The sequence below is a fragment of the Streptomyces hamibioticus genome (genome assembly GCF_047946815.1).
Lineage (GTDB): Bacteria > Actinomycetota > Actinomycetes > Streptomycetales > Streptomycetaceae > Streptomyces.
Genome location: NZ_JBKKQY010000001.1, coordinates 3,908,934 through 3,928,555, shown reverse-complemented (window position 1 = coordinate 3,928,555; position 19,622 = coordinate 3,908,934). Strand labels below are relative to the sequence as shown.

The window sequence follows — 19,622 nt, the reverse complement described above, 5'->3', positions numbered from 1 at the left end:
TGGGTGTGGTGGCGGTCAGAGTCCGGCCCCGGGATCGGAGGTGGCCTCGCCGGGGCCGGGAGCGGCGTCCCGGTCATCCTCGGCGGCGTCGTCCACCACGGGCAGGCGTCGGCCGCGGGACTCGGCGACCCGGAGGGCGTCTGCGAGGCACTCGGTCAGCCGGATCGCCGTGTAGCGGACCTCGGCGTTCGGGGACAGGGGATCGTCCAGCACACGGCGAGCACTGCCGAGGACGTCCATCCCTTCGGCGAGCTGCCGGGCCTCCGTCGCGTCCGCGAGGCGGGACACGAGGCCGCCGTGGTCGCCGGGGGCGAGGAAACAGGGCTTGCCTTCGGCCGACAGCCAGGGCAGCAGCCGGAGCGCGGTGAAGCCTTCCATCAGGCGGCCCCACCTTCGACGCAGCCGGTGAGGTAGGGGCGGACGAGCCGGGAGTCGGTGCCGTCGAGGGGGAGGTGGATGCAGTACGGGGAGTGCGGGAGGGGGAGGCAGGGCGGTGCCGAGGGCTGAGCGGTGCGGGTGGGCGTCGGGCGGTTGAGGTGGCGAGGGGCGGTGGCTCGGTGGGTTCCGGTGCCGGGGCCGAGGAGAAGGGTGAGGCGGTGGGTCAGGCGGCGGATAAGGTTGGGCACGTCGACGCTCCTACCTAGCGTTGGCCATGCCCCGGGGCCCTGCCAGGCCGCCGGGGCTTCTGTTTACTGGAACTAGGTTGCATCAGGAAGCATCAGGTAGCAATAGGAAGCATACGGTTGCACCCGTACGTGGTGTGTCGCTAGCCAGCGCCTTAGCGTTCAGCTATGGCCGATGAGCGCGACTGGAGACCAGACCCGGCAAGTCACGTCTACGTGTATCTGCAGGTGGTGCATCACATCGCCGAGGAGATCCGGACCGGGCGACTGCCCGTGGGCGCACGTCTGCCCGCTGAACGTGACCTTGCCGAGCAGTACGGTGTCGCCGTCAACACCATCCGCCGGGCCGTACGGGACCTCCGCGAACAGGGGCTGGTCATCACCGTGCCCATCAAGGGAACCTTCGTGCGTGCGGAACCCAACACCGATGGCTCTCAGAACGAGAACGGGACCGCCGACTGACGGTCCCGTCCCTTCACAACTGCCGTATCGCTACTCGGCGGCCTTGGCTCGTCCACCCCGCCGCTTCTCCGGGCGCCATGCACGCAGATCGGCCTCGGAGAGATGGCGGTCGGCGCAGCCCTTGTTCAGCGCCGTCTGGAACTCGCGGGCGGGACTGTCGCCCCACTCCTCGTCGTACTCGTCGTACCACTGGTGGACCCAGGGCATGATCTCCAGCAGCCCGGCCAGCAGCGGCACGAAGCGCGGGTCCTCCCGCCTCCAGCCGTCCTGTTCGGCGCGGTCGCTGATGAGGTTGACGAGGGCCTCGGCCTGATCCCGGTGGTTCCAGCCGGCCCAGCCCAGCAGCAGGGACGGGTCGCTGTCGGTGGAGGCGCCGGGGTAGGAGATGAAACGCTCCTTCGGCACGTCGAGCTTGCCGCGGTTCGACCAGTAGGAGTGCCGGAGGAAGTCGGCGCCCGTGTACTTCGGCGGGACCTTGATGTCGAGCCGCTCGCCGGTACGGTCCTCTTCGCGCTGCTGCTCCCAGACCCGCTCCCATTGGGCACGCTTGCGCAGGCCGGACTCCTTGTAGCGGAGGGCGGCGAGGTAAGGGACGTGCTCGTTCTCGATCACGGCCTGGAGAACGGTGGCGAGGGATGCGTCGGGCTTCTTGAGGTGGTCGGCCGCGTAGAGGGCGGCGACGGACTGAACGTCCTCGTCGTGACGCAGGGCGTCGGCGAGCTGGTAGACGGTGAGCGTGCGGGGTGCGGTGTACTCACCCCGCTCCCCGAACCACAGTTCCTCCCGCTCAGCAGCGTCCAGCAACCAGGCACGGAGCGCGGCGGCCTCACGCTTTTCCCAGGGTTCAGTGGACCAGCGTCGCTTGTACTCGGGGCGTTCGAGCAGTCGGATGTCTTTGTTGGAGGCGATGAGGTCCAGCCGGGCCTGTACGACCTTCTTGTAGGCCTCGGGCCATGATGCGGGGATGCTGGAGACGGCGGTGTCCTCAGAACCATGCCGCACGAACCAGGCGGTCTCAGTCTCTCCAGCGTCAACCTTCTGCTTCAGCACCATCTCAAAGGCCCGCTGCCCGAGCTGGAGTAGCGGCACATCGTCATCCGTCAGCTCGGCAGGCTCACCGGGCAGGGTCGCGGCTGCGGCTTCCTTGGGGGTGAGCAGCCCATATGCCCCGTATACCGTCCAGTCCAGTTCCTCCTGCAGCAGGATCATCCGCGAGCGGATGCGGCGCTGAGCTTTGCTGGCTTCGTCAAGGGCAGGGCGAGTAGGCACGTCGGACGCAATAACAGTTGAAGGATCACACTCGGCCAGCTTCTGAGAAAGAGCATCAAGCTCCCCCGCGAGAGCAACAGGGAACACCGCCGGCAGAGGGAACTCTTGAAGTTTAGTACCAGTGAACTCGTATCGCTCCTCCCACTCCTCATCTTGCACGCCACGACCAAGCCCGCTCCCTCCCTTCCCTTGGCTTACCTGCTTCAGCCAAAAACAAGCGACCGATGAGTTCAAAACCCCCATCATTTCGAGGTGCCGCTCCTCGCTTGCACCTTCCGGCAGCTTGATAACAGGAGCGGACTGCTTGAACACCTTACCGCCACGATCCAAAACAAAGTGGTTGTGCGTGGCAACGAACGCAAAGGTAATTGACAATGGTGACTGATATCGCTCCGCAACCCATCGATACCATGTCCACCATGGCTCTCCCGCTTCGAGGCGCGTGATTCCACCGAACCCCGTAGTGGCGCCCAAAGACTGACGCAGACGCCACAGATGCCTTCCCCATTCGGTTTCAATATCGAAGGGGATAGGCCGGAGATCCGATTCGTACGGAACCAGCGCGGGAACATCGCACCTCTCGGACCAATCACGGACAACATCGCCGGTAATCAACATGCGTTTGAGATCAGCCGCGTCGGGACGATTACGAAACCAGGATTCCGAAAGGAAGAAAGCCTCGTCTTGCCCGGGAAAACTGGCAAACCCAATGGGCCGATCCAGTACACTCGCCAGACGTCGACGGCGGCCCTCAATACGCTGGAACGTATCAGACGCACCTCCGCCTGAGAGACTCCATGGATACTTCGCGAAACTCTCGCGTGGGCGATCAATAACATTCACCCACTCCGACTCACTCCCCGGCTTCCCCACCTGCTCGGTGATCGCCACCCACACCGGCCCAAGTGAGCCTTCGTCAGGAATGCTCGCCTCGCCGCGCACGCCGAGCACGGCCCGAATGGGCTTGGCCTGGCGAGCCACCTGGTTCCGGCCGATCAGAATCACCGTCGGCGTGCCATGCCCCGGGATATAGGCTCCGGACGTATCGATGATGTGCGTCAGGTCCACACCACCGAAGTCGCGCTTCCGCCTGTTCTTCGGGTCCTTGTACGGCCCACCGTGGAAGAACGACTCGATCAGGACCTTGCCGAACTCCCTCTTCATGAACGAGTTCGCCGTGATCTGCCCGGTGAAGCCACCGTTCTGATGGCTGCCCCCCGCCCGCACCGCCAGCTCGAAGATCCGCTGGGCGAACGGGACCGACAACGCGTACTTGCCCGAGCAGGCCCAGTACACGTCCCGATAATTCTGGTTCTCCTCCTTGTCCTTGACCGTGATGTACGGCGGGTTCGCCACCACCACGTGATACGAACCGCGCCCCAGCAGGTCCACCTCCCGCACGTACTCGTCCACGTCCTCCGTGCGATACGTGAAAACCTCTCTGCGCACAAGGTCGTCAAAGGTCGCGTCGGCCTCCTGCCCGGCCTCCCGCCCGTGCAGCAGTGAATCCCCCACCGCCACCCGAATAGGCATCGCCGGCGCCCGCTGAAGCTCCCGTACGCCCCCCTCCTTCAGCGCGGCGACAAGCAGCCGGAAACGCGCGATGGACGCCGCGAACGGGTTCTTGTCGGCGCCGTGGACCGATTCCAGTGCGCGCCGGATGAGAATCCACCGATCCGTCCCGGGCTCCAGCTCACGCCACTTGGCGAGGATCCGCTGGAACAGACCGAGCAGGAAGTGGCCGGAGCCGCACGCCGGATCGATGCAGCGCAGCCCCCGGACCTGACCGTCCTCGTCGACCTCGCCCCGCCAGCCATCGGGCCGGTGTTTCCACACCGGGTCGAGACCGAACTCCTCCACCGCAGGTTCCAGGGTCAGGTCGAGGATGAACTCCTCGACGAAGACCGGCGTCTGCAGCAGCGCGTAGGTCTTGCGGGCGTGCTCGGACAGGTCCTGGTACAGGTCACCGAGGAAACGCGTGTTCAGCTCGGGGTCCTCGAACGTGTGTCGGACCCGGCCCTCCTCGTCGCGTTCGCGCCAGAAGGAGAGCAGGCGGGTAGCGGCCCGATAGGACGGGGTGACCTCCCACAGGGGGTTGAACCGCTCGTCGAAGAGGCCCGCTGCCGTTGGATGCGCATCGCTGAGCGCTTTGAAGGCCGCCACCAGCCAGTCCCGGTCGTTGTGCTCCGGGTGCTTCCGGAAATGGTCGTCGTGGCGGTCCTGCGCCTCCGCCAGCCGCTCACCGGGGCCCGACAGCCACGCGTCCGGGATCAGCCCGTTGTCCTCGCTGAACCGGACGAACACGCAGCCCAGCACCCAGGCGGCGGCGATCTGCACGAGCCGTTCGTCGAGCCAGGTCTCGTAGGGGGCACCGGTGCGGCCCTTGCCGTGCGCGCGGTCGTACTCCGTCCGGAGCGACGGAGCGAACTTCTCCTCCGCCGCCCGCTCCCTGAGATCCTGCTCCAGCAGCGCGACCTGCTTCTGCAGATCCTTCAGCAGCGTCTCGTGGCGCGGCGTGGCGCTCTCCGAGGGCGATGCGGGCGATTCCACGCCCTGGACTTCCGCAGACGACACCGGTGAACACTCTCCATCCCGACCGACCCGCCGTGTGGACACGGCGTGCCAGCCCATCCTGCCAGGTCGGCTTCGCCGACCGGCAGGCCTGGGGCGAGCAGAGCGACGGCTATCGCCTCGGCTTGGGCACGCCTCCTCTACGCCCCAGGCCGAACGCGATCCGGTACACGTCGGGCAGGTCCAGCCGGCCGTCGCTGCGCGGTGTCGTCATCACGCCCAGGTCGATCAGCTCGGTGATGAGACGGGGCAGGTCGTCCGGATGGCGCGGGCCGGTGCGGACCAGCTCGGGCCGGTCGGCCTGCACGTACCGCGCCGCGTCCTCGGCGAGCAGGCTGGGCAGGTCCGCCTCCCGCCACAGTTGGAGGACCTGCTCCTCCTCGATGGGCACCTGGCAGCCGGCGAGCGGCTTTATCGCCAGTTTCACCCAGGGTGTGTCCTCGCCCACCTCGCCCACGCGCCGTTTCGAGGCGTCCTGCACACCGGCGCGGATCGCCTCGTGGTGCAGGGCACGATCGTGCCCGGGGTTGCTCCTGCGCGTCGCGTCGGCCGCCGTCGCCAGTGCCTGGAGGAAACTGCGCGGGCTCGTCTTGCCGTTGCCGTCCATCAGGTGGTTCGGCAGCCACGTGTAGGGCTTGCCCTTGCGGTAGTTGCCTCCCATGAAGGGGTCGGCGATCTCCCGGAACAGGTCCTCCTGGATCCGGGGGTCGTTGCGCAGCAGCATCGGCGGCACGTGTCGCGTGCCCGCCGCTTCCGTCTCCCAGCCGGAGGTGATCCGGCGGAAGCGCGACGCCAGCTCGGGATACTCCTCCTCCTCGTTGCCCATGCAGTGGAAGAGCAGTCCGTACAGATCGGTCTGCGACCACTCCAGGGCCGCCGCGTACCCCGACAACTTCGACGCATCGGCGAAGGCCAGCTTCGCGGCCTCGAACATGTCCGGGCGGATGAACACCTTCAGCCGGATGTTCCGCGTCCCGAACCGCATCTGCAGCGCCAGCCGCAGGATGCCGCCGACCAGCCGGTCCGCCTCCGCGCGATCGCCGTGCAGATGCTCCAGCGCGTCGAAGAGCAGCAGATGGACGACGTTCGCCTCGTATGCTTCGCGGTCGGCCTTCTCCAGGGTGCGCTGCGCCGCACCGGTGTGGGTCCGGACCCACGCGACCCTGTCGCGCCACTCCAGCAGCCCGCGCAGCTCCTCCTGCCCGAGGGCCGTGAGCAGCACCGCGTACCAGATGTCGTACGGGTCCTCCCGCGCCTCGACCAGCGCGCGCAGGTCGGGCGGCCCGGGGTAGCACTCGGAGTTCAGGTCCAGTCCGTGACCGGGGTGGACCCGCAGGCGGCGCAGGCGGTTGATGCGATACTCGTCGGCGGCGAGCTCGCGCAGCCGCTCGTCCAGCAGCGTGTGGTACCAGAACGTCTTGCCGACTCCTCGCCCGCCCGGCACCACCACGTTGTCGACGTACAGGGCGGTGCGGTGGGAGTCCGGCATGAACAGGGTGTGAGCGGTGGGCCGGCGGGTGTCGGCGTAGACCGACTCCCGCAGCGCCGCCGTCATCAGGTCGCGGTACTCGTGGGCGGTGAGGGCGGCCTCGTTCGTCACCTGTCTCGCGTCCCTTCCTGGTCCCCGCCGGGCGTCAGGGCCTGCTCGATCAGCGAAGTGGCCCCGGCCAGGAAGTCACGGTACGCGGCCGTCACGAACGCGCGGTTCTGCCAGCCCGGCGCGTTGATCGCGTCCATGCCGACCAAGCCGGGGTCGAACAGGATCGGAATGGCTGAGTGCGGAGCCTGGTCATCGGTCAGCGGCGGAGCGAACACGTCGTCCTTCGCCGCGGCCACCGCCTCGGCCAGGGCGTCCTCGGCCTCGACATCGACCGCTGCGACCGTGTCGTAGAGGACCTCGTCGAAGCACTCGAAGGCGCGCTTGCGGAAGTCCTCCAGGTAGGCCTCCATGGGGTAGTGCACGGAGTCGGGCACCATCGACGCCACCATGCGCAGCTTCCCCCGGATGTTCACCGCCTGCCCCGAGAGCTGCCAGGCGGTGAACAGGTCCTTGTAGCCCATCCACGCCTGGTCGTTGTTCGCGGCGAACAGCAGGGCGAGGTCGCTGAGCCGGGAGATGGTGACGGCCGCGACGTCGTGGATGCCGGCCCGGCTGTCGAGGAGGACGACGTCCGGACGCCGGGCGGTGTCGCTGTCCCGCTCCATCATGTCCTCGCACGCGCCCACGGCTCGCTCCAGCCGGTCCGCGAAGGACGCGTCGGCGGTGTCCGCGTACACGCGGTTCAGCTTGTCGACGTACGAGTAGCGGGCGCCCGGCGTGCCCCTGCCCCTGGCCGGGGCCACCCACAGCTCACCGAACCGGCCGTCCTCCGCGCGAGGCGGGTCATAGGCGGTGCGGGTCACGATCTCCAGGCCGTCGGCATTGCCGACCGCGTCCTCGACCATGTGGTCCACCAGCCCGTGCGGAGGCAGCTCCCGGCCCATGAGGAGGGGGCCCGCGCCCGGGGACTCGAGGTCGAGATCGACGACGAGGACGGCGTGGCCTCGGTCGGCCAAGTGCCGTGCCAGGACCGCCATCGCCGTCGTACGCCCCACACCGCCCTTGAAGCCGTACAGGGCGGTGCGGTGCGGTCGGCCACCGGCTGTCCCGTTCTCCGGCGTGCGGACCAGGGCCCAGTCCTCGCCGACGACCGTGTTGTCCAGGAAACGGACGGAGCCCGGCCCGGACGGGCCGTCCTGATCGGCCACCGCACGCGGCGAGCCAAGCAGGGCGTCCGCCGAGAACATGTCCGAGGCCAGGAGGACCGGCTGGCCGGAACGGTACGGCCCCAGCCCCTCGGAGAACGCCGTCTCCCAGCCCGCCACCAACCCGCGCACCGCCCCCTTGTCCTTCCCGGCGTCATCGACGACGAGGGAGAAGCGGCCGAGCACGTCACGGACCAGTACCACGGGGAAGCCCTGCCCGGCGACCTCGCGTGCGGCTTCGAAGGCGCGCTGCCTGGCCTGGTCGAAGCGGACGGGGAACGCGCCGGGCATCAGGGGAGCCTTCCGTTGAGCAAAGCCTGTTCGTGCAGGGAGAGTATGCGACGGGCCGCGCCCCGGCGGCGCTCCACCATCTCGGCCTGCGCATAAGTCCCATCGGAGTAGCGGGTACTGACGTGCCATCTCCTGAACACGCGCAGGTCACTGTCGAGCGCCGTGTGCAGCGGTGCGCCGCCCCGGCCACGGGCCAGCAGCTTGATCTCTCTGATCAGCTCATTGACATGGCCGAACTGCAGGGTGCGGCCGGGTTCGTCCTCCGGTGGCTCGGGGTGGGCGATCTCCGGCTTGTTGGACGGGCCCATCCGCACGTCGGTGAAGCGCAGGAGAAGGCTCTTGACGGCGCACTCCGCCGCGAAGCCGTAGAGGTGGTCGGCGGTCGGCAGGCGACTGTCACGGTGGACGTAGTCGGCGTCGTCGAAGTGACGCTTGGCCGCCTTGGCGAAATGATCCTCTTGTAAGGTCTCCGGCACATCGTGGATCTTAGCCGCGGAGCTTGGACAACGACCCCGACCGGCCCTGTATCCGACAAGCTGCGCGCGTCCGTCGGGGAGGGGACCGCCGGGTCAACTCTCAGGCCGCTTATTGAATCCGGAAGATCCATTACGGCCTGAAAACCTCCTTGCCGGAACTCAGCCAGCCATGTTGGGCTGAATGCGGCCCGAGACCGCGGGCCCGAACAAACACGCGCTTCCGCTGACCACGGAGGCGATTCCTCAAGGGGGACAGCTTGCGTCGCACTTCCTTCCGCGCAGTCAACTCCGCGCTCACCGTTGCGGCTACCGCAGCGGCTCTGCTCATACCCGTCGGTGCCGTCTCCGCCGCACCGGCATCGAACGACAGGATCGTCGGCCCGGCTGCCGACAGCATCGACGCCACGTGCAAGAAGCACAGCCGTAAGTACATCGTCCGCAAGTACTACCGTGGCCCGAAGTTCTACACCCTGCGCTGCGGCACCAAGACGTGGGGATGGAAGCACATCAAGGCTCGCCACGGCTGGAACAAGACCATGGACAAGAAGATCAGCACGGCCATATGGTCCGGAAGTCCGAACGGCCGTGGCGGGTTCTCCACGTACACGAACACCTGCCCGAACATCGAGAAGTTTCGGACGATCATCGGTACTCCGGCCGGAACGAACGACCTGTTGACGGCGTACAAGGTCAACCAGACCGCCGCCTCCGCCGCCGCTGCCAAGTGCTGAGTGCCGCGTAGGCTCGAGTGAGTCCGCACTGACGGCCCGGGGAAGGCGAGCGCACATGACGGCACAGACACCGGCCGAGCAGGCACTTGCCCGCTCGTACACCACCGGTGACGGCAGCGTGCGGTTCGGCATCGACGATCTGTCGGTCGACCGCCTTCCCCAGGGCCACGCCCTGCTGACGTACCGGCTGCGGGTGGCCCGGCCGGGCCTGCCGGACGAGCACTGGGCCGTCACCCTTCCCTGGGAGGACAAGTCCTTCACGGACGTCCTCGACTCGCCTGCCCCGGAACCCGAGCGGCTGCGGCAACTCGTGCACCTTGTCCGTGCCCTGCTGGAGGAGTGGTGGGACACGAAGGGGTACAACCGGCGGTCGGCGAAGATGGGACACCGCCTGCCCTGACCTCGTCGCCTCGTCGGCGACGGGACCGACCTGCTCACACACCACGCCGGGAAGAGGCCCTCGACACGCGTCAGACGCGGCTCGCCGGCTCGCCCGCCGCCGCGGCCTGCGACTTCAGCTCCTTGAGGAACAGTCCCTTCACACGGACCCATTCGCTCACCTGGTCCACGATGTCCACCGTGCGCCCGTCCAGTGCGGGTGACGCGTCCGGGTCCTCCATGGGGACCAGCAGCCACAGGCCGTAGGGGGCCTCCGACGGACGGCGGGCGGCACCTTGGAGCTTCACCAGCAACTCCCGGCCGCCGGCCGCCCAGTAGCGAGCGGTGAGCCCGGCCTCATGAGCGAAGAGCACGGTCCGCGGGTCCGACTGCTCGGCGAGGCCCACCACGCGGTCGGCCACCCGCTCGGTCGCGGCCCGCGCATACGACGCAAGGCCGGCACCGAGCGTCCCCGAGGCGGCGAACGCGGCATCCGCACGCAGCAGCGCCTGCCATTCGACGCCGTTCTCGGCGGCCAGGTCCCTCAGCGCCGCGAGGAACAGGTCGTCCAGCGAGACCGGGACGACGTCGAAGCGCTCCGCCAGGCGTTCCGCGACGCCCGGGAGCTCCGGGGCCTTGACGGTGAGCGCCAGGAAGCCACCGCGCCGCCGGGCGGCCTGGAGCCGTGCCGCCATGACCCGGCGGGGGTCGTTGCCCAGAGCCAGCTCGCTCTGCGCAGCGGCAATAAGGGCGCCCGTGCTGGTCAGCAGGGAGACCGACGGCTCGTAGTGCGTGCCGGTCGTCTCCCGGACTCGCGGCATGAACCGCTTGCGCTGGTGGTCGTAGGCGAGCGGGAAGTCGGTCTGTGCGAGGGCCTCCTCCAGTTCCACGTATGTGGTGTCGGCCAGCACCGTCAAGCCGGGGAAGCGGGCACGGACCCGGGCCACCAGGTCCGCGGTGCTGATCCCGCTGTCGGCGCGCACGCCTGCCGGGGCCTGGGAGATGCGCAGGGCCCGGGCCAGGTCCAGATCCAGCGGAAACAGTTCCAGGCGCGGTGAGACGGCGACGCCGGGGGCCATGGCCGCCGCCAGGTCCACCAGCCGGGTGTCGGCCATGGCCGCCATGCCCTCGGGAGCGGGTACCGCCCGCAGCTCCCGCAGCACCGTCGCCCGGCCCGGCAGCGGATCACGTCCCGCGACCTCCACGGCCGCCTCACCGAGCAGGGCCGCATAGTCCGCGAGTTCGGCCGGCGTCGGGTCGTCGGTGCCCGGCTGGTCCTCCAGGGCCAGCAGCACCCGGCCGCCGCGCCGCAGCACCGCCAGCCGTGCCGGAGGCTCGTCGTCGGGTCCGGTGGGCTCGTCCCGCTTGCGGGCCTCCACCTCCGCCGCGGCCCGGACCACGGCCAGCGCCTGAGCCAGCGTGTCCGCGGGATCCCCGGCGCCCGCTCCGTGCCGAGCGCGGAGGTCGACGGCCAGTTCCTCGGCGGTCATGACCCTGCCCTGCTCGGACAGGATCGCCACCATCTCGTCCCGGACGCGGCGCAGCCAGGGCAGCGCCGACCACAGCTCGATCGCGGCCTGCAGGTGCTGGGAGACCGTGGGCTGGCTGATACCCAGGGCCCGGGCGATGGCCGACTGGGCGGGCCACAGCTCCAACGGCTCGGCGCCGGACAGTTGCAGGGTCGCCCGTACGACGTCGGGGCGGGGTTTCGTACGGCGCTTGCCCTCCGGCGGGGTGAGCCGCGCCGCCAGTGTCTCCACCGACTCCAGTGCCTCGTCGGGAGCGTCCGCCGGCACGGCCACGGTCGGGCGCGCGGCGGGACGCTTGCGCAGGGCTTGGGTCCACTGCCGGTGGCGGCGGTTGAGCTCCTTGCGGATGACGTTGCCCGCGCCTCGCGCGCGGGAGATCGTGTGCGGGGCGATGTCGAGCAGGGCGCCCACCGTCGAAGCTCCCAGAGCGGCGGCGACGGACACCGCGCGGGGAGACAGACCCGCGGCGTCCAGTGGTGTGGTCGACTCCGCCGCCTCGGCGGCGCGGTCGCGCGCCTCCTCGATGTCCTCGACCGTCATGCCCACCGTCGCGGGCGTGGTGGCCGGGGGCGCCTTGTCTGCCGTGCGGAACAGTCGGCGCCACGCCTCCTGCATCTCCCGCAGGCTGTCGTAGCGCTGCTCGACGTCCCGGTGCAGGGCGCGCTGGAAGAAGGCGGTCAGCCCCTCACGGAGGGCCTGGTCGAACAGTTCGTCGGCGATGTGCAGCTCGGCGTCGGTCGCGGTGAGCGGGTTGACCTGGCCGTCGCCCCACACAGGCCGCTCGCCCGAGGCCATCTCGTGCAGGGTCACCGCGGCGGCGTACCACTCCGCGTGGTCGTCGTAGCGCTCGCGCCGGCTGCCGCCCAGGAAGGGGTCGAGATAGCCGCGCGTGCCCGCGTGCAGGTCCTGATCGGATGCGTCGGCCAGCGAGAAGTCGAACAGCATCAGCTGCCATGAGCCGTCGCTGCGCTTGAACAGACCCAGGTTGTCCGGCTTGACGTCCCGGTGCCGGACCCCGCGCGCAGAGAGACTGTCCAGGGCCTCGAAGAGGTCGTTGCCGAAGCGCTCCAGCTGGTCGTACCCGAGGGCGCCCTCGCCTCGCAGCCGGGAACCGAGACTCACCGGTTCCCGGTCGCCGGGCGGCCGGAAGCCGCCCGCGTACTCGATCTCCAGGGCCATACGCCCGCCGAGTTCCCGAGGCTCGCCGAGCAGCTTCACGATGCGGCCGCCGCCGACCTCCTTGAGCGCTGCGGCCTCCGCGGTGAGCCGGGCGTCCTTGTCGTGGTCCAGCGCGACCTTGAACACCCTCGGGGACTCGAGATCGCCTCCCGGTCCGGCCTCCGTTCGGCGCACCAGCAGGGCGCGGGCCGTGGCTCCGGTGCCGAGGACCCGGACGACCGTCCAGGTGTCGTCGAGCGGCTGGCCCGGTTGCACCGTCAAGGGGTCGGCAGCCGCGCCCGTCGGCTCGGGCGCCGCGGCGTCGGCCTCGGCCGCGTCCAGCAGTTGCAGAAACTCCTCGGCCGACGTCAGCCGGTCCTGTACGTCCGCGGCGGTCGCCCGGAAGACCAGCGAGTCCAGCGCGGTGGACACACCATCGGCAACGGCGTACGGGTGCAGCCCGCCTTCCTCTCGCAGCCGGTCCAGCAGGGCGCTGCGGCGGTCGGCCGGCGGGCGGCCGGTGAGCAGCAGATACGCCAGGCTGCCCAGGCCGAACACGTCGAGATCGACCGGGTCCGCGAACTCCTGGTCGGTCTCCGGGGCCAGGTACACCTGCGCGACGTCGGCGATCAGGTCCCCGTCCAGCGGAGTGTCACCGAGCGTGTGGTGCAGGGTCGTCTTGAAGTCGCGGGCGGCGGTCTGCCAGTCAGCGATGCGCAGCACCGGATCGCTGCCGTCCTCCGCCGCCGACACGTACACCGAGCGGGCAGACAGAGCGCGGTGATAGAGGGAGCGGTTGTGGGCGTAACGGACCGCCTCGGCGAGCTGTCGCACCAGATCCAGCCGGGCCTCCGGGGCGAGCCGGCCGCCGTACGCGTCGAGGTAGGCGTCCAGACGCAGGTCGGACTTGCGATGCCGGAACAGGATCGCCGGGCCGCTGACATGTTCCTGGATCTGTACCGCCTGCACGATGCCGCGGTGGTTGATGCCCTGCAGCACCTGGTACTCGCGGCGGGCCGCGCGGTCCACCTGGTGCCGCTGCTGCTGCGACGCCGCCTCACCGGCCAGGTAGATCCGCACCCGCCCGCTCTCCCGGACCAGGCCGTCGTCCCGCTCGGCGAGGCGGTCCTCCCAGCCGGGGCCCGCGTCGAGTGCCCGGGGCTCCAGCCGCCAGTCGTCGCCGAAGCGCAGGTGAGCCGTCGAGTGGCTGACCCCGATGCGCTTCATCAGCTCCTCGAGCAGCCGGCTGGTCTGCGGGGTCACGCGCCAGCTCTCGCGCTCGGGCGGCAGGCGTAGCAGCCCCTCCCAGATGCCCGGCAGTCCGCTTCCGCCGCCATCGCGCCCGTAGACGCCGGTCCGCTGGAACTCGTCGAGTCCGCTCACCAGGTCGGGATCGTGGAGGAAGACGGCGGGCTTGATGAAGGGCACCCGCCGGGGGTCCTCCTTCATGGCGCGCGCGGCACGCGCCAGCTGCTCCTTGAGTTCCTTGGCCTTGAGATCCGTGAGATGCAGAGGGTTCTTGATCGTGCGCACACGATCGTCGTGGAACTGCCAGGTGTCCCCGTGGTTCACCACGCGGCCCGGATGCCCCTTCAGCTCCAGCAGGTACACACCGCCGGGCACGGCGATCAGCAGGTCGCACTCGCTCACCCGGCCGGAAGGGCCGGTGAACTGGAACGTCGCCCATGCCCGGTAGGGCTCGGCCTTCGGCATACGCTGCCGGACGTGATCCAGGCCGTCCTGCTCCCACGCATGGCCGCTGCGCCTCGGCTGGAACCAGCGCTCGCGAGCCGGGGGCGGACCGGGCTTGGGAGCGGACGGCCGCGCGGCTGGCGTCACCAGGGCCTCCTCATGCGGTGGGATGTCGGTGCGGAACGGCGGAACCGGCGCTGGTCATCTCATCGACACGGCTGTTGCCTGGGGAGACCGGTCTCCAACGGCATCCTAGTGGTCGGCATATTCCCAGTCGGTCGTATGTCGGGAATATGGACTCTCCCCTCGGCGGTACGGCGGTGACGGCCGCTTCCTTGAGTGCCGGGGGCACACAGACGAGGGTCGAAGGTGCCCCGACGACTCGGGAGCCGACTGGCGAACCTCAGTCCCGAAAGAAACACGCCACCGACCGATCAGAAGAAGTCAGATGTAATATGCCCGCCTCGACTGCCTGGATGCCTGTCGGGTCGCGGTAGGGGTGGCCGGTGTGAATGCGAGCTGTGACCAGTCATGGCGTGCCCGCCTGAAGCGGGTCTTCGCCGGGGAGGGCGGGCCACCGGCCCTGGTCCTGCTGGAGGGGGCCGCGGGCACGGGGAAGAGCCGGCTCGCCGAGCAGATGGGCCACCTGGCCGGGCAACTGGGAGCGACGTGCCTGCGGTGGCGTTGCGGCGACGCCGAAAGCTTTCCGCAACCCGGGCCGGGAGGCCGGCTGCTGCTGGTCGCCGACGACGTGCATCGCGCGAGCGGTGCCGAACGGCAGCGGCTGCGCGACGTGCTGGAGCGGCCCCGCCCGGGGCTGGCGGTCGTACTGGCGTACCGCGCCGAGGAGTTGGAGACTCCCGGGATGCCGTTGGGCGTGCCCGCTCCGCACTATCCGGCGGAGCTGGACGTGCTGCGCCACGAGGTCCGGCCGTGGGACGCGCGCACGGTGCGGCAGGTCGCCGCCGAGCTTCTCGGGGAGCGGTGCACTCCGGAAGCGGTGGCGCGCCTGCACGAGGTGTCCGGGGGCGTGGCGCGGGTGGTGACCGACCTGCTGTCCGGCGTGCGCGACACCGGCCGGCAGCGGATCACGGCCGCCGACGTGGACGCCGTCGGGGTGCCGGCGCGGCTGGCGCAGCTGGCGCTGGGCAGGGCGGCCGAGCTGTCCCCGGCCCGTCGGCCGGTCGTCTGGGCCGCCGCCGTGCTGGGGGAACCGGCGACCGCGGAGGAGCTGGCCGAGGTGTCGGGCCTCGGGCGGCTCGCGGGCCGGGCCGCGCTGCTGGGTGCGCTGTCCGCCGCGGCGCTGACGGAGACCGCCGAGGGACGCTACGCGTTTCCCGTGCCGCTCGCGGGAGCCGCCGTGTACGCGGTGGTTCCCGGGCCCGTACGGCAGGAGCTGCACGGCAGGGCGGCCGATGTCCTGGTACGCCGGCAGCCGGTGCCCTGGACGTCGCTGGCCCGCCACCACCGGGCGGCCGGGCGGGTCCGGGGCTGGCTGCGGGCGGTGGAGCGGGCCGCCGTGGCGGCCGCCGGTGCCGGCCGGCACCACGAAGCGATCGGCCTGCTGGAGCGGACGCTGGCCGCGCCGGCGGTGCCACCGCAGGCACGGGCCCGGCTGGCGCCGATCCTGGCGCGCAGCGCGGTGGTCGGTCTGCGCTCCGACCAGACCGTCGAGGTACTGACGCAGATCGTCGAGGACGAGGCGCTGCCGATGTCGGTGCGTGGCGCGTTGCGGCTGGACCTCGGGCTGCTGCTGTGCAATCAGGCCGGTCTGCCGGAGCGGGGCTGGCAGGAGCTGGAACGCGCCGCGGCCGAACTCCGCGACGACCGGCCCGACCTCGCCGCCCGGGCCATGTCCGCACTGGTCCTGCCCTACGGCGCCCACACTCCCCTGCGGGTGCACCAGGCGTGGCTGGAGAGTGCCACCCGGGTCGCGGAGGAAAGCGGCGACGACGTCGTGCGGATGGCCGTCGCCGCCAACCGCACGGGTCTCGCCCTGAGCTGGGGGGACCCCGATGCCTGGCAGTTGCTGGCGGCGCTGCCGAGGGACAGCGCCGACCCGGGATGCCGTCGCCATGTGGCGCGGGCGCTGTGCAACGGCGTGGAGTACGCCGTCTGGCTCGGTCACTACCGGCGGGCCGAGGAACTGCTGGCCGAGGGCATCGCCCTGGCGTCCAGCAGCGGCGCGCCGTTCACGGAGCACACGGCCCTCGGTACGCGGCTGCGGCTGCAGTGGGCGACCGGTCGGTGGGCGGGGCTGGCCCGGCGGTGCGAGGAGTTCCTGGCGGCGAACGCCGGGATGCCGGTGATCTGTTCCGACGCCCGGGTGGTGCGCGGAATGCTGGCGCTCGCCCAGGGTGACTGGAGCGGCGCCCGCTCCTGGCCGGTCGATCCGCAGATGCCCCTGCCCTTCGACGCGGCGCCCGCCCTGTCCCCGATGGCCTCCGCGTCCCTGGTCCGGCTCGCGCTGGCCCGCGAGGACCTGCCGACCGCGGTGGGCGAGGCCCGCTCGGCCTGGCAGGCGCTGCGGGCGAAGGGCATCTGGGCGTGGGCCGCCGAGCTGGCCCCCTGGGCGGTGGAGGCCGTGGCGCGGAGCGGTGCGCTGTCGGAGGCCGCCGGCATGGCCGACGAGTTCGAGGCCGGCGTACGCGGTGCGGACGCGCCCATCGCCGTGGCCGCGCTCGCCTGGACCCGCGGGGTGCTCGCCGAGCTGTCCGGGGCCGCGCGTGAGGCCGCCGGTCACTACCGGCGGGCCGCCGCGCACTACGCGGCCCTGCCGCATCCCTACGCCTGCGCGCTGACCACGGAGGGCGCGGCCCGCTCGATCCTGTCGGCACCGGGAGCGGAGGGCCTGCCGGGGCCGGTGCCGGGCGCCGAGGGCCTGCCGGTGCCGGGCGCCCAGGATCTGGCGGTGCCGGAGGAGGACCTGCCGGCACGGAACGCCCCGAGCCTGCCGGCACCGCGCGTGAAGACCCTGCCCGCAGCGGAACCCGAGAACCTTGCGGCACGGAGCACCGAAGACCCGCCGGCAGCGGAGGCCGAGGATCTGACCGCACCGCACGCGAGGAACCTCCCGGCACCCACCGACGGATCGGCGGACGGTGTCGCGCCCGCCGGGGACGGTGCGGCCCAGGAGACCGCCGCATGGGCGCTGGACGCGCTGCGGTCCTGCGTGGACCGGTTCACCGGACTCGGCGCCGTGTGGGACGCCGCACGGGTGCGTGCCCTGCTGCGCTCGCACGAGCCGAGCGGCCCGACCGGCCCCCGCGGCCGGCCCTCCTACGGCTCCGGGCTGTCTCCCCGCGAACGCGAGGTCGCCGAACTGGCCGCCGCCGGGCTCACCAACCGCGAGATCGCCACCACGCTCCACCTGTCCCCGCGCACGGTCGAGCACCACGTGTCCGGCGCCATGCGCAAGCTCGGGGTGCCGTCCCGGCAGGGCCTGGCCGCTCAGTGGGCCGCGCTGGCCACCGCCCAATCCGGAGAAGCGGGCGGCAAAGCGACATAACGCCCTGCCCGCGGGGGTTAATTGGGTATCCGTGACGTCGGGTTCCCCCATGGGCGGACCTTTCCCGAAGCCGTAGGTTCCAGCCACTGGCCGGTGGGCGCCGGACCGCGGAACGGAACCTTCCGCGCGGTCCTCCCCCGCACCCCACCCGACCGGTGACCGCACCGGCGGCGGGTTCTCCGCACGCCGCCCGGGCGGCCGGGCCGTCACTCCCCACACCTCCCTGCCGCGGCCCCGGGGAAACGGCATGTCATGCCCGGGACAAACACGGCCGGGGTGTGCACGCCGTTGCGACCACGAGAGGAAGCACCCTTGAACGGGTTCAGACCCCTTCGCATATCGGTCCTCGCGGTGACCACCACCGCTCTGCTGGGCGCCGGCGCCGTCACCTCGCTCGCCGCCCCCGCACCGCAGGAGGAGCCCGCCGCGGCGGCGGCCACCCCCGTCACCCCCGCCGAACACCCCGTCGAGCGCCTCATCGTCGGCTACAAGTCCAAGGCCGCGGAGGCGAAGTCGGACGCCGCCGCCGACAAGGACGCCAAGGCCAAGGGCAAGAAGGCAGGCGAGGCCATCGGCTTCGACCGCCGCCTGGGCACCGGCGCCGCGCTGGTCGACCTCGGCGCGGAGCTCGGCAAGAAGGACGCCGCCGACGTCATGGCCGCCTTCCGCGCCGACCCGGACGTCGCCTACGTCGTCCCGGACCAGCGGATGTACGCCACCGCGGTGCAGCCGAACGACACCGAGTACAACCGCCAGTGGGACCTCTTCGAGACCGCGGCCGGCATGAACGTCCCCGGCGCCTGGGACAAGGCGACCGGCGAAGGCGTCAACGTCGCCGTCATCGACACCGGCTACGTCGCCCACTCCGACCTCGCGGCCAACGTGATCGCCGGCTACGACTTCATCTCCGACCCGTGGATGGCCCAGGACGGAGGCGGCCGGGACGGCAACGCCGCCGACCCCGGCGACTGGATGAACCGCGGCGAGTGCGGCACCGACGCCAACGGCCAGCCGGTCCCCGCCCGCGACACCAACAACTCCTGGCACGGCACCCACGTCGCCGGCACCATCGCCGCCACCACCGGCAACAACAAGGGCGTCGCCGGCATCGCCTACAACGCGACCGTCCAGCCCGTCCGGGTGCTCGGCAAGTGCGGTGGCACGACGGCCGACATCATCGACGCCATCACCTGGGCCTCGGGCGGCTCCGTCGCGGGCGTGCCCGCCAACCCCAACCCCGCCGACGTCATCAACATGAGCCTCGGCGGCGGCGGAGCGTGCGACTCCGGCACCCAGAGCGCCATCAACGGCGCGGTGAACCGCGGCACGACCGTCGTCGTGGCCGCGGGCAACAGCAATCTGAACGCCGCCCAGTTCAACCCGGCCAGCTGCAACAACGTCATCACCGTCGCCGCCTCCGACCGCGAGGGCAACCGGGCCTCCTACTCCAACTACGGCAGCGTCGTCGACATCGCCGCCCCCGGCGGCGAGACCGCGGTCAGCTCCGCGAACGGCATCTGGTCCACCCTGAACACCGGCACCCGCAGCGTCGGCAGCGAGACCTACACCGCCTACCAGGGCACCAGCATGGCCGCCCCGCACATCGCCGGCCTCGCCGCGCTCATGAACGAGGCGAGCCCGGCCATGACGCCGGCCCAGATCGAGACCGCGATCAAGAACAACGCCCGCCCGCTGCCCGGGTCCTGCTCCGGCGGATGCGGCGCCGGTCTCGCCGACGCCGCGGCCACCCTCGGCGCCGGCAGCACCGAGCCGCCCACCGGCAACGTGTTCACCAACTCCGCCGACGTGGCCATCCGGGACAACGCGACGGTCACCTCGTCCATCGCGGTGACCGGCGTGAGCGGCAACGCCCCGGCGAGCCTCAAGATCGCCGTCGACATCAAGCACACCTACCGCGGTGACCTGAAGATCGAGATCGTGGCCCCGAACGGCTCCTCCGCCGTGCTGAAGAACAGCAGTTCCGGCGACAGCGCCGACAACGTCATCGCCACGTACTCGGTCGACGCCTCCGGCGTGGCCGCGAACGGCACCTGGAAGCTGCGCGTCACCGACGTCTACAGCGGTGACACCGGCTACATCGACTCCTGGAGCCTCACCTTCTGACCCCCGCCGCCACCCCCCACCGACGAAGCGGCGCCCGGTCCGGCCGAAGCCGGCCCGGGCGCTGT

Annotated in this window: 12 protein-coding genes; 5 read left to right on the top strand and 7 right to left on the bottom strand. The window is 70.8% G+C overall.

Annotation, left to right across the window (positions count from 1 at the left end; all coding sequences use genetic code 11):
- Positions 1 to 15: 15 nt before the first annotated feature.
- Complete coding sequence (locus ACLGIH_RS17720; RefSeq protein WP_416526211.1) at positions 16 to 378, bottom strand: hypothetical protein; 363 nt, start codon at positions 376 to 378, stop codon at positions 16 to 18.
- Entirely contained in the window at positions 378 to 626 is a 249-nt protein-coding gene (locus ACLGIH_RS17715; RefSeq protein ID WP_416526210.1) for a hypothetical protein, read from the bottom strand. The genes ACLGIH_RS17720 and ACLGIH_RS17715 overlap by 1 nt, the downstream gene beginning before the upstream one ends.
- 165 nt (positions 627 to 791) lie before the next feature.
- Here ACLGIH_RS17715 and ACLGIH_RS17710 point away from each other — a divergent pair, with 165 nt between their 5' ends.
- Entirely contained in the window at positions 792 to 1,085 is a 294-nt protein-coding gene (locus tag ACLGIH_RS17710) for a winged helix-turn-helix domain-containing protein (RefSeq protein WP_416526209.1), read from the top strand.
- 30 nt (positions 1,086 to 1,115) lie between these two features.
- On the opposite strand, the gene pglX is transcribed toward ACLGIH_RS17710, so the two are convergent.
- From pglX to ACLGIH_RS17690, 4 genes are all read right to left on the bottom strand, one after another.
- A complete protein-coding gene (gene pglX / locus ACLGIH_RS17705) occupies positions 1,116 to 4,904 on the bottom strand; it encodes a BREX-2 system adenine-specific DNA-methyltransferase PglX (protein WP_416529410.1) in 3,789 nt (1,262 codons plus the stop codon).
- Positions 4,905 to 5,037: 133 nt separating this feature from the next.
- Positions 5,038 to 6,525 (bottom strand): hypothetical protein, encoded by a 1,488-nt coding sequence (locus ACLGIH_RS17700; protein WP_416526208.1) that lies wholly within the window; start codon positions 6,523 to 6,525, stop codon positions 5,038 to 5,040.
- The gene (locus ACLGIH_RS17695) at positions 6,522 to 7,961 is read right to left on the bottom strand and encodes a KGGVGR-motif variant AAA ATPase (protein WP_416526207.1); all 1,440 of its coding nucleotides are present in this window, start codon (positions 7,959 to 7,961) and stop codon (positions 6,522 to 6,524) included. Before ACLGIH_RS17695 ends, ACLGIH_RS17700 begins: the two co-directional genes overlap by 4 nt.
- Positions 7,961 to 8,437 carry a hypothetical protein gene (locus tag ACLGIH_RS17690; RefSeq protein WP_416526206.1) on the bottom strand — a complete coding sequence of 159 codons (477 nt, stop codon included), beginning with the start codon at positions 8,435 to 8,437 and terminating at the stop codon, positions 7,961 to 7,963. The genes ACLGIH_RS17695 and ACLGIH_RS17690 overlap by 1 nt, the downstream gene beginning before the upstream one ends.
- A 257-nt stretch (positions 8,438 to 8,694) precedes the next feature.
- On the opposite strand from ACLGIH_RS17690, the gene ACLGIH_RS17685 reads away from it, so the two are divergent.
- Both ACLGIH_RS17685 and ACLGIH_RS17680 read left to right on the top strand, forming a co-directional pair.
- Complete coding sequence (locus tag ACLGIH_RS17685) at positions 8,695 to 9,168, top strand: hypothetical protein (protein WP_416526205.1); 474 nt, start codon at positions 8,695 to 8,697, stop codon at positions 9,166 to 9,168.
- Between the two features lie 55 nt (positions 9,169 to 9,223).
- Positions 9,224 to 9,568: a hypothetical protein gene (locus tag ACLGIH_RS17680; RefSeq protein WP_416526204.1), complete on the top strand. Its 345-nt coding sequence runs from the start codon at positions 9,224 to 9,226 to the stop codon at positions 9,566 to 9,568.
- A gap of 70 nt (positions 9,569 to 9,638) precedes the next feature.
- On the opposite strand, the gene pglW is transcribed toward ACLGIH_RS17680, so the two are convergent.
- On the bottom strand, positions 9,639 to 14,072 hold the full coding sequence (gene pglW / locus ACLGIH_RS17675; RefSeq protein WP_416526203.1) for a BREX system serine/threonine kinase PglW: 4,434 nt from the start codon (positions 14,070 to 14,072) through the stop codon (positions 9,639 to 9,641).
- A gap of 361 nt (positions 14,073 to 14,433) precedes the next feature.
- Here pglW and ACLGIH_RS17670 point away from each other — a divergent pair, with 361 nt between their 5' ends.
- Positions 14,434 to 17,433 carry a helix-turn-helix transcriptional regulator gene (locus ACLGIH_RS17670; protein ID WP_416526202.1) on the top strand — a complete coding sequence of 1,000 codons (3,000 nt, stop codon included), beginning with the start codon at positions 14,434 to 14,436 and terminating at the stop codon, positions 17,431 to 17,433.
- A gap of 312 nt (positions 17,434 to 17,745) precedes the next feature.
- Positions 17,746 to 19,557, top strand: coding sequence for a S8 family peptidase (locus tag ACLGIH_RS17665; protein ID WP_416526201.1), 1,812 nt, complete (start codon positions 17,746 to 17,748; stop codon positions 19,555 to 19,557).
- Positions 19,558 to 19,622 lie beyond the last annotated feature (65 nt).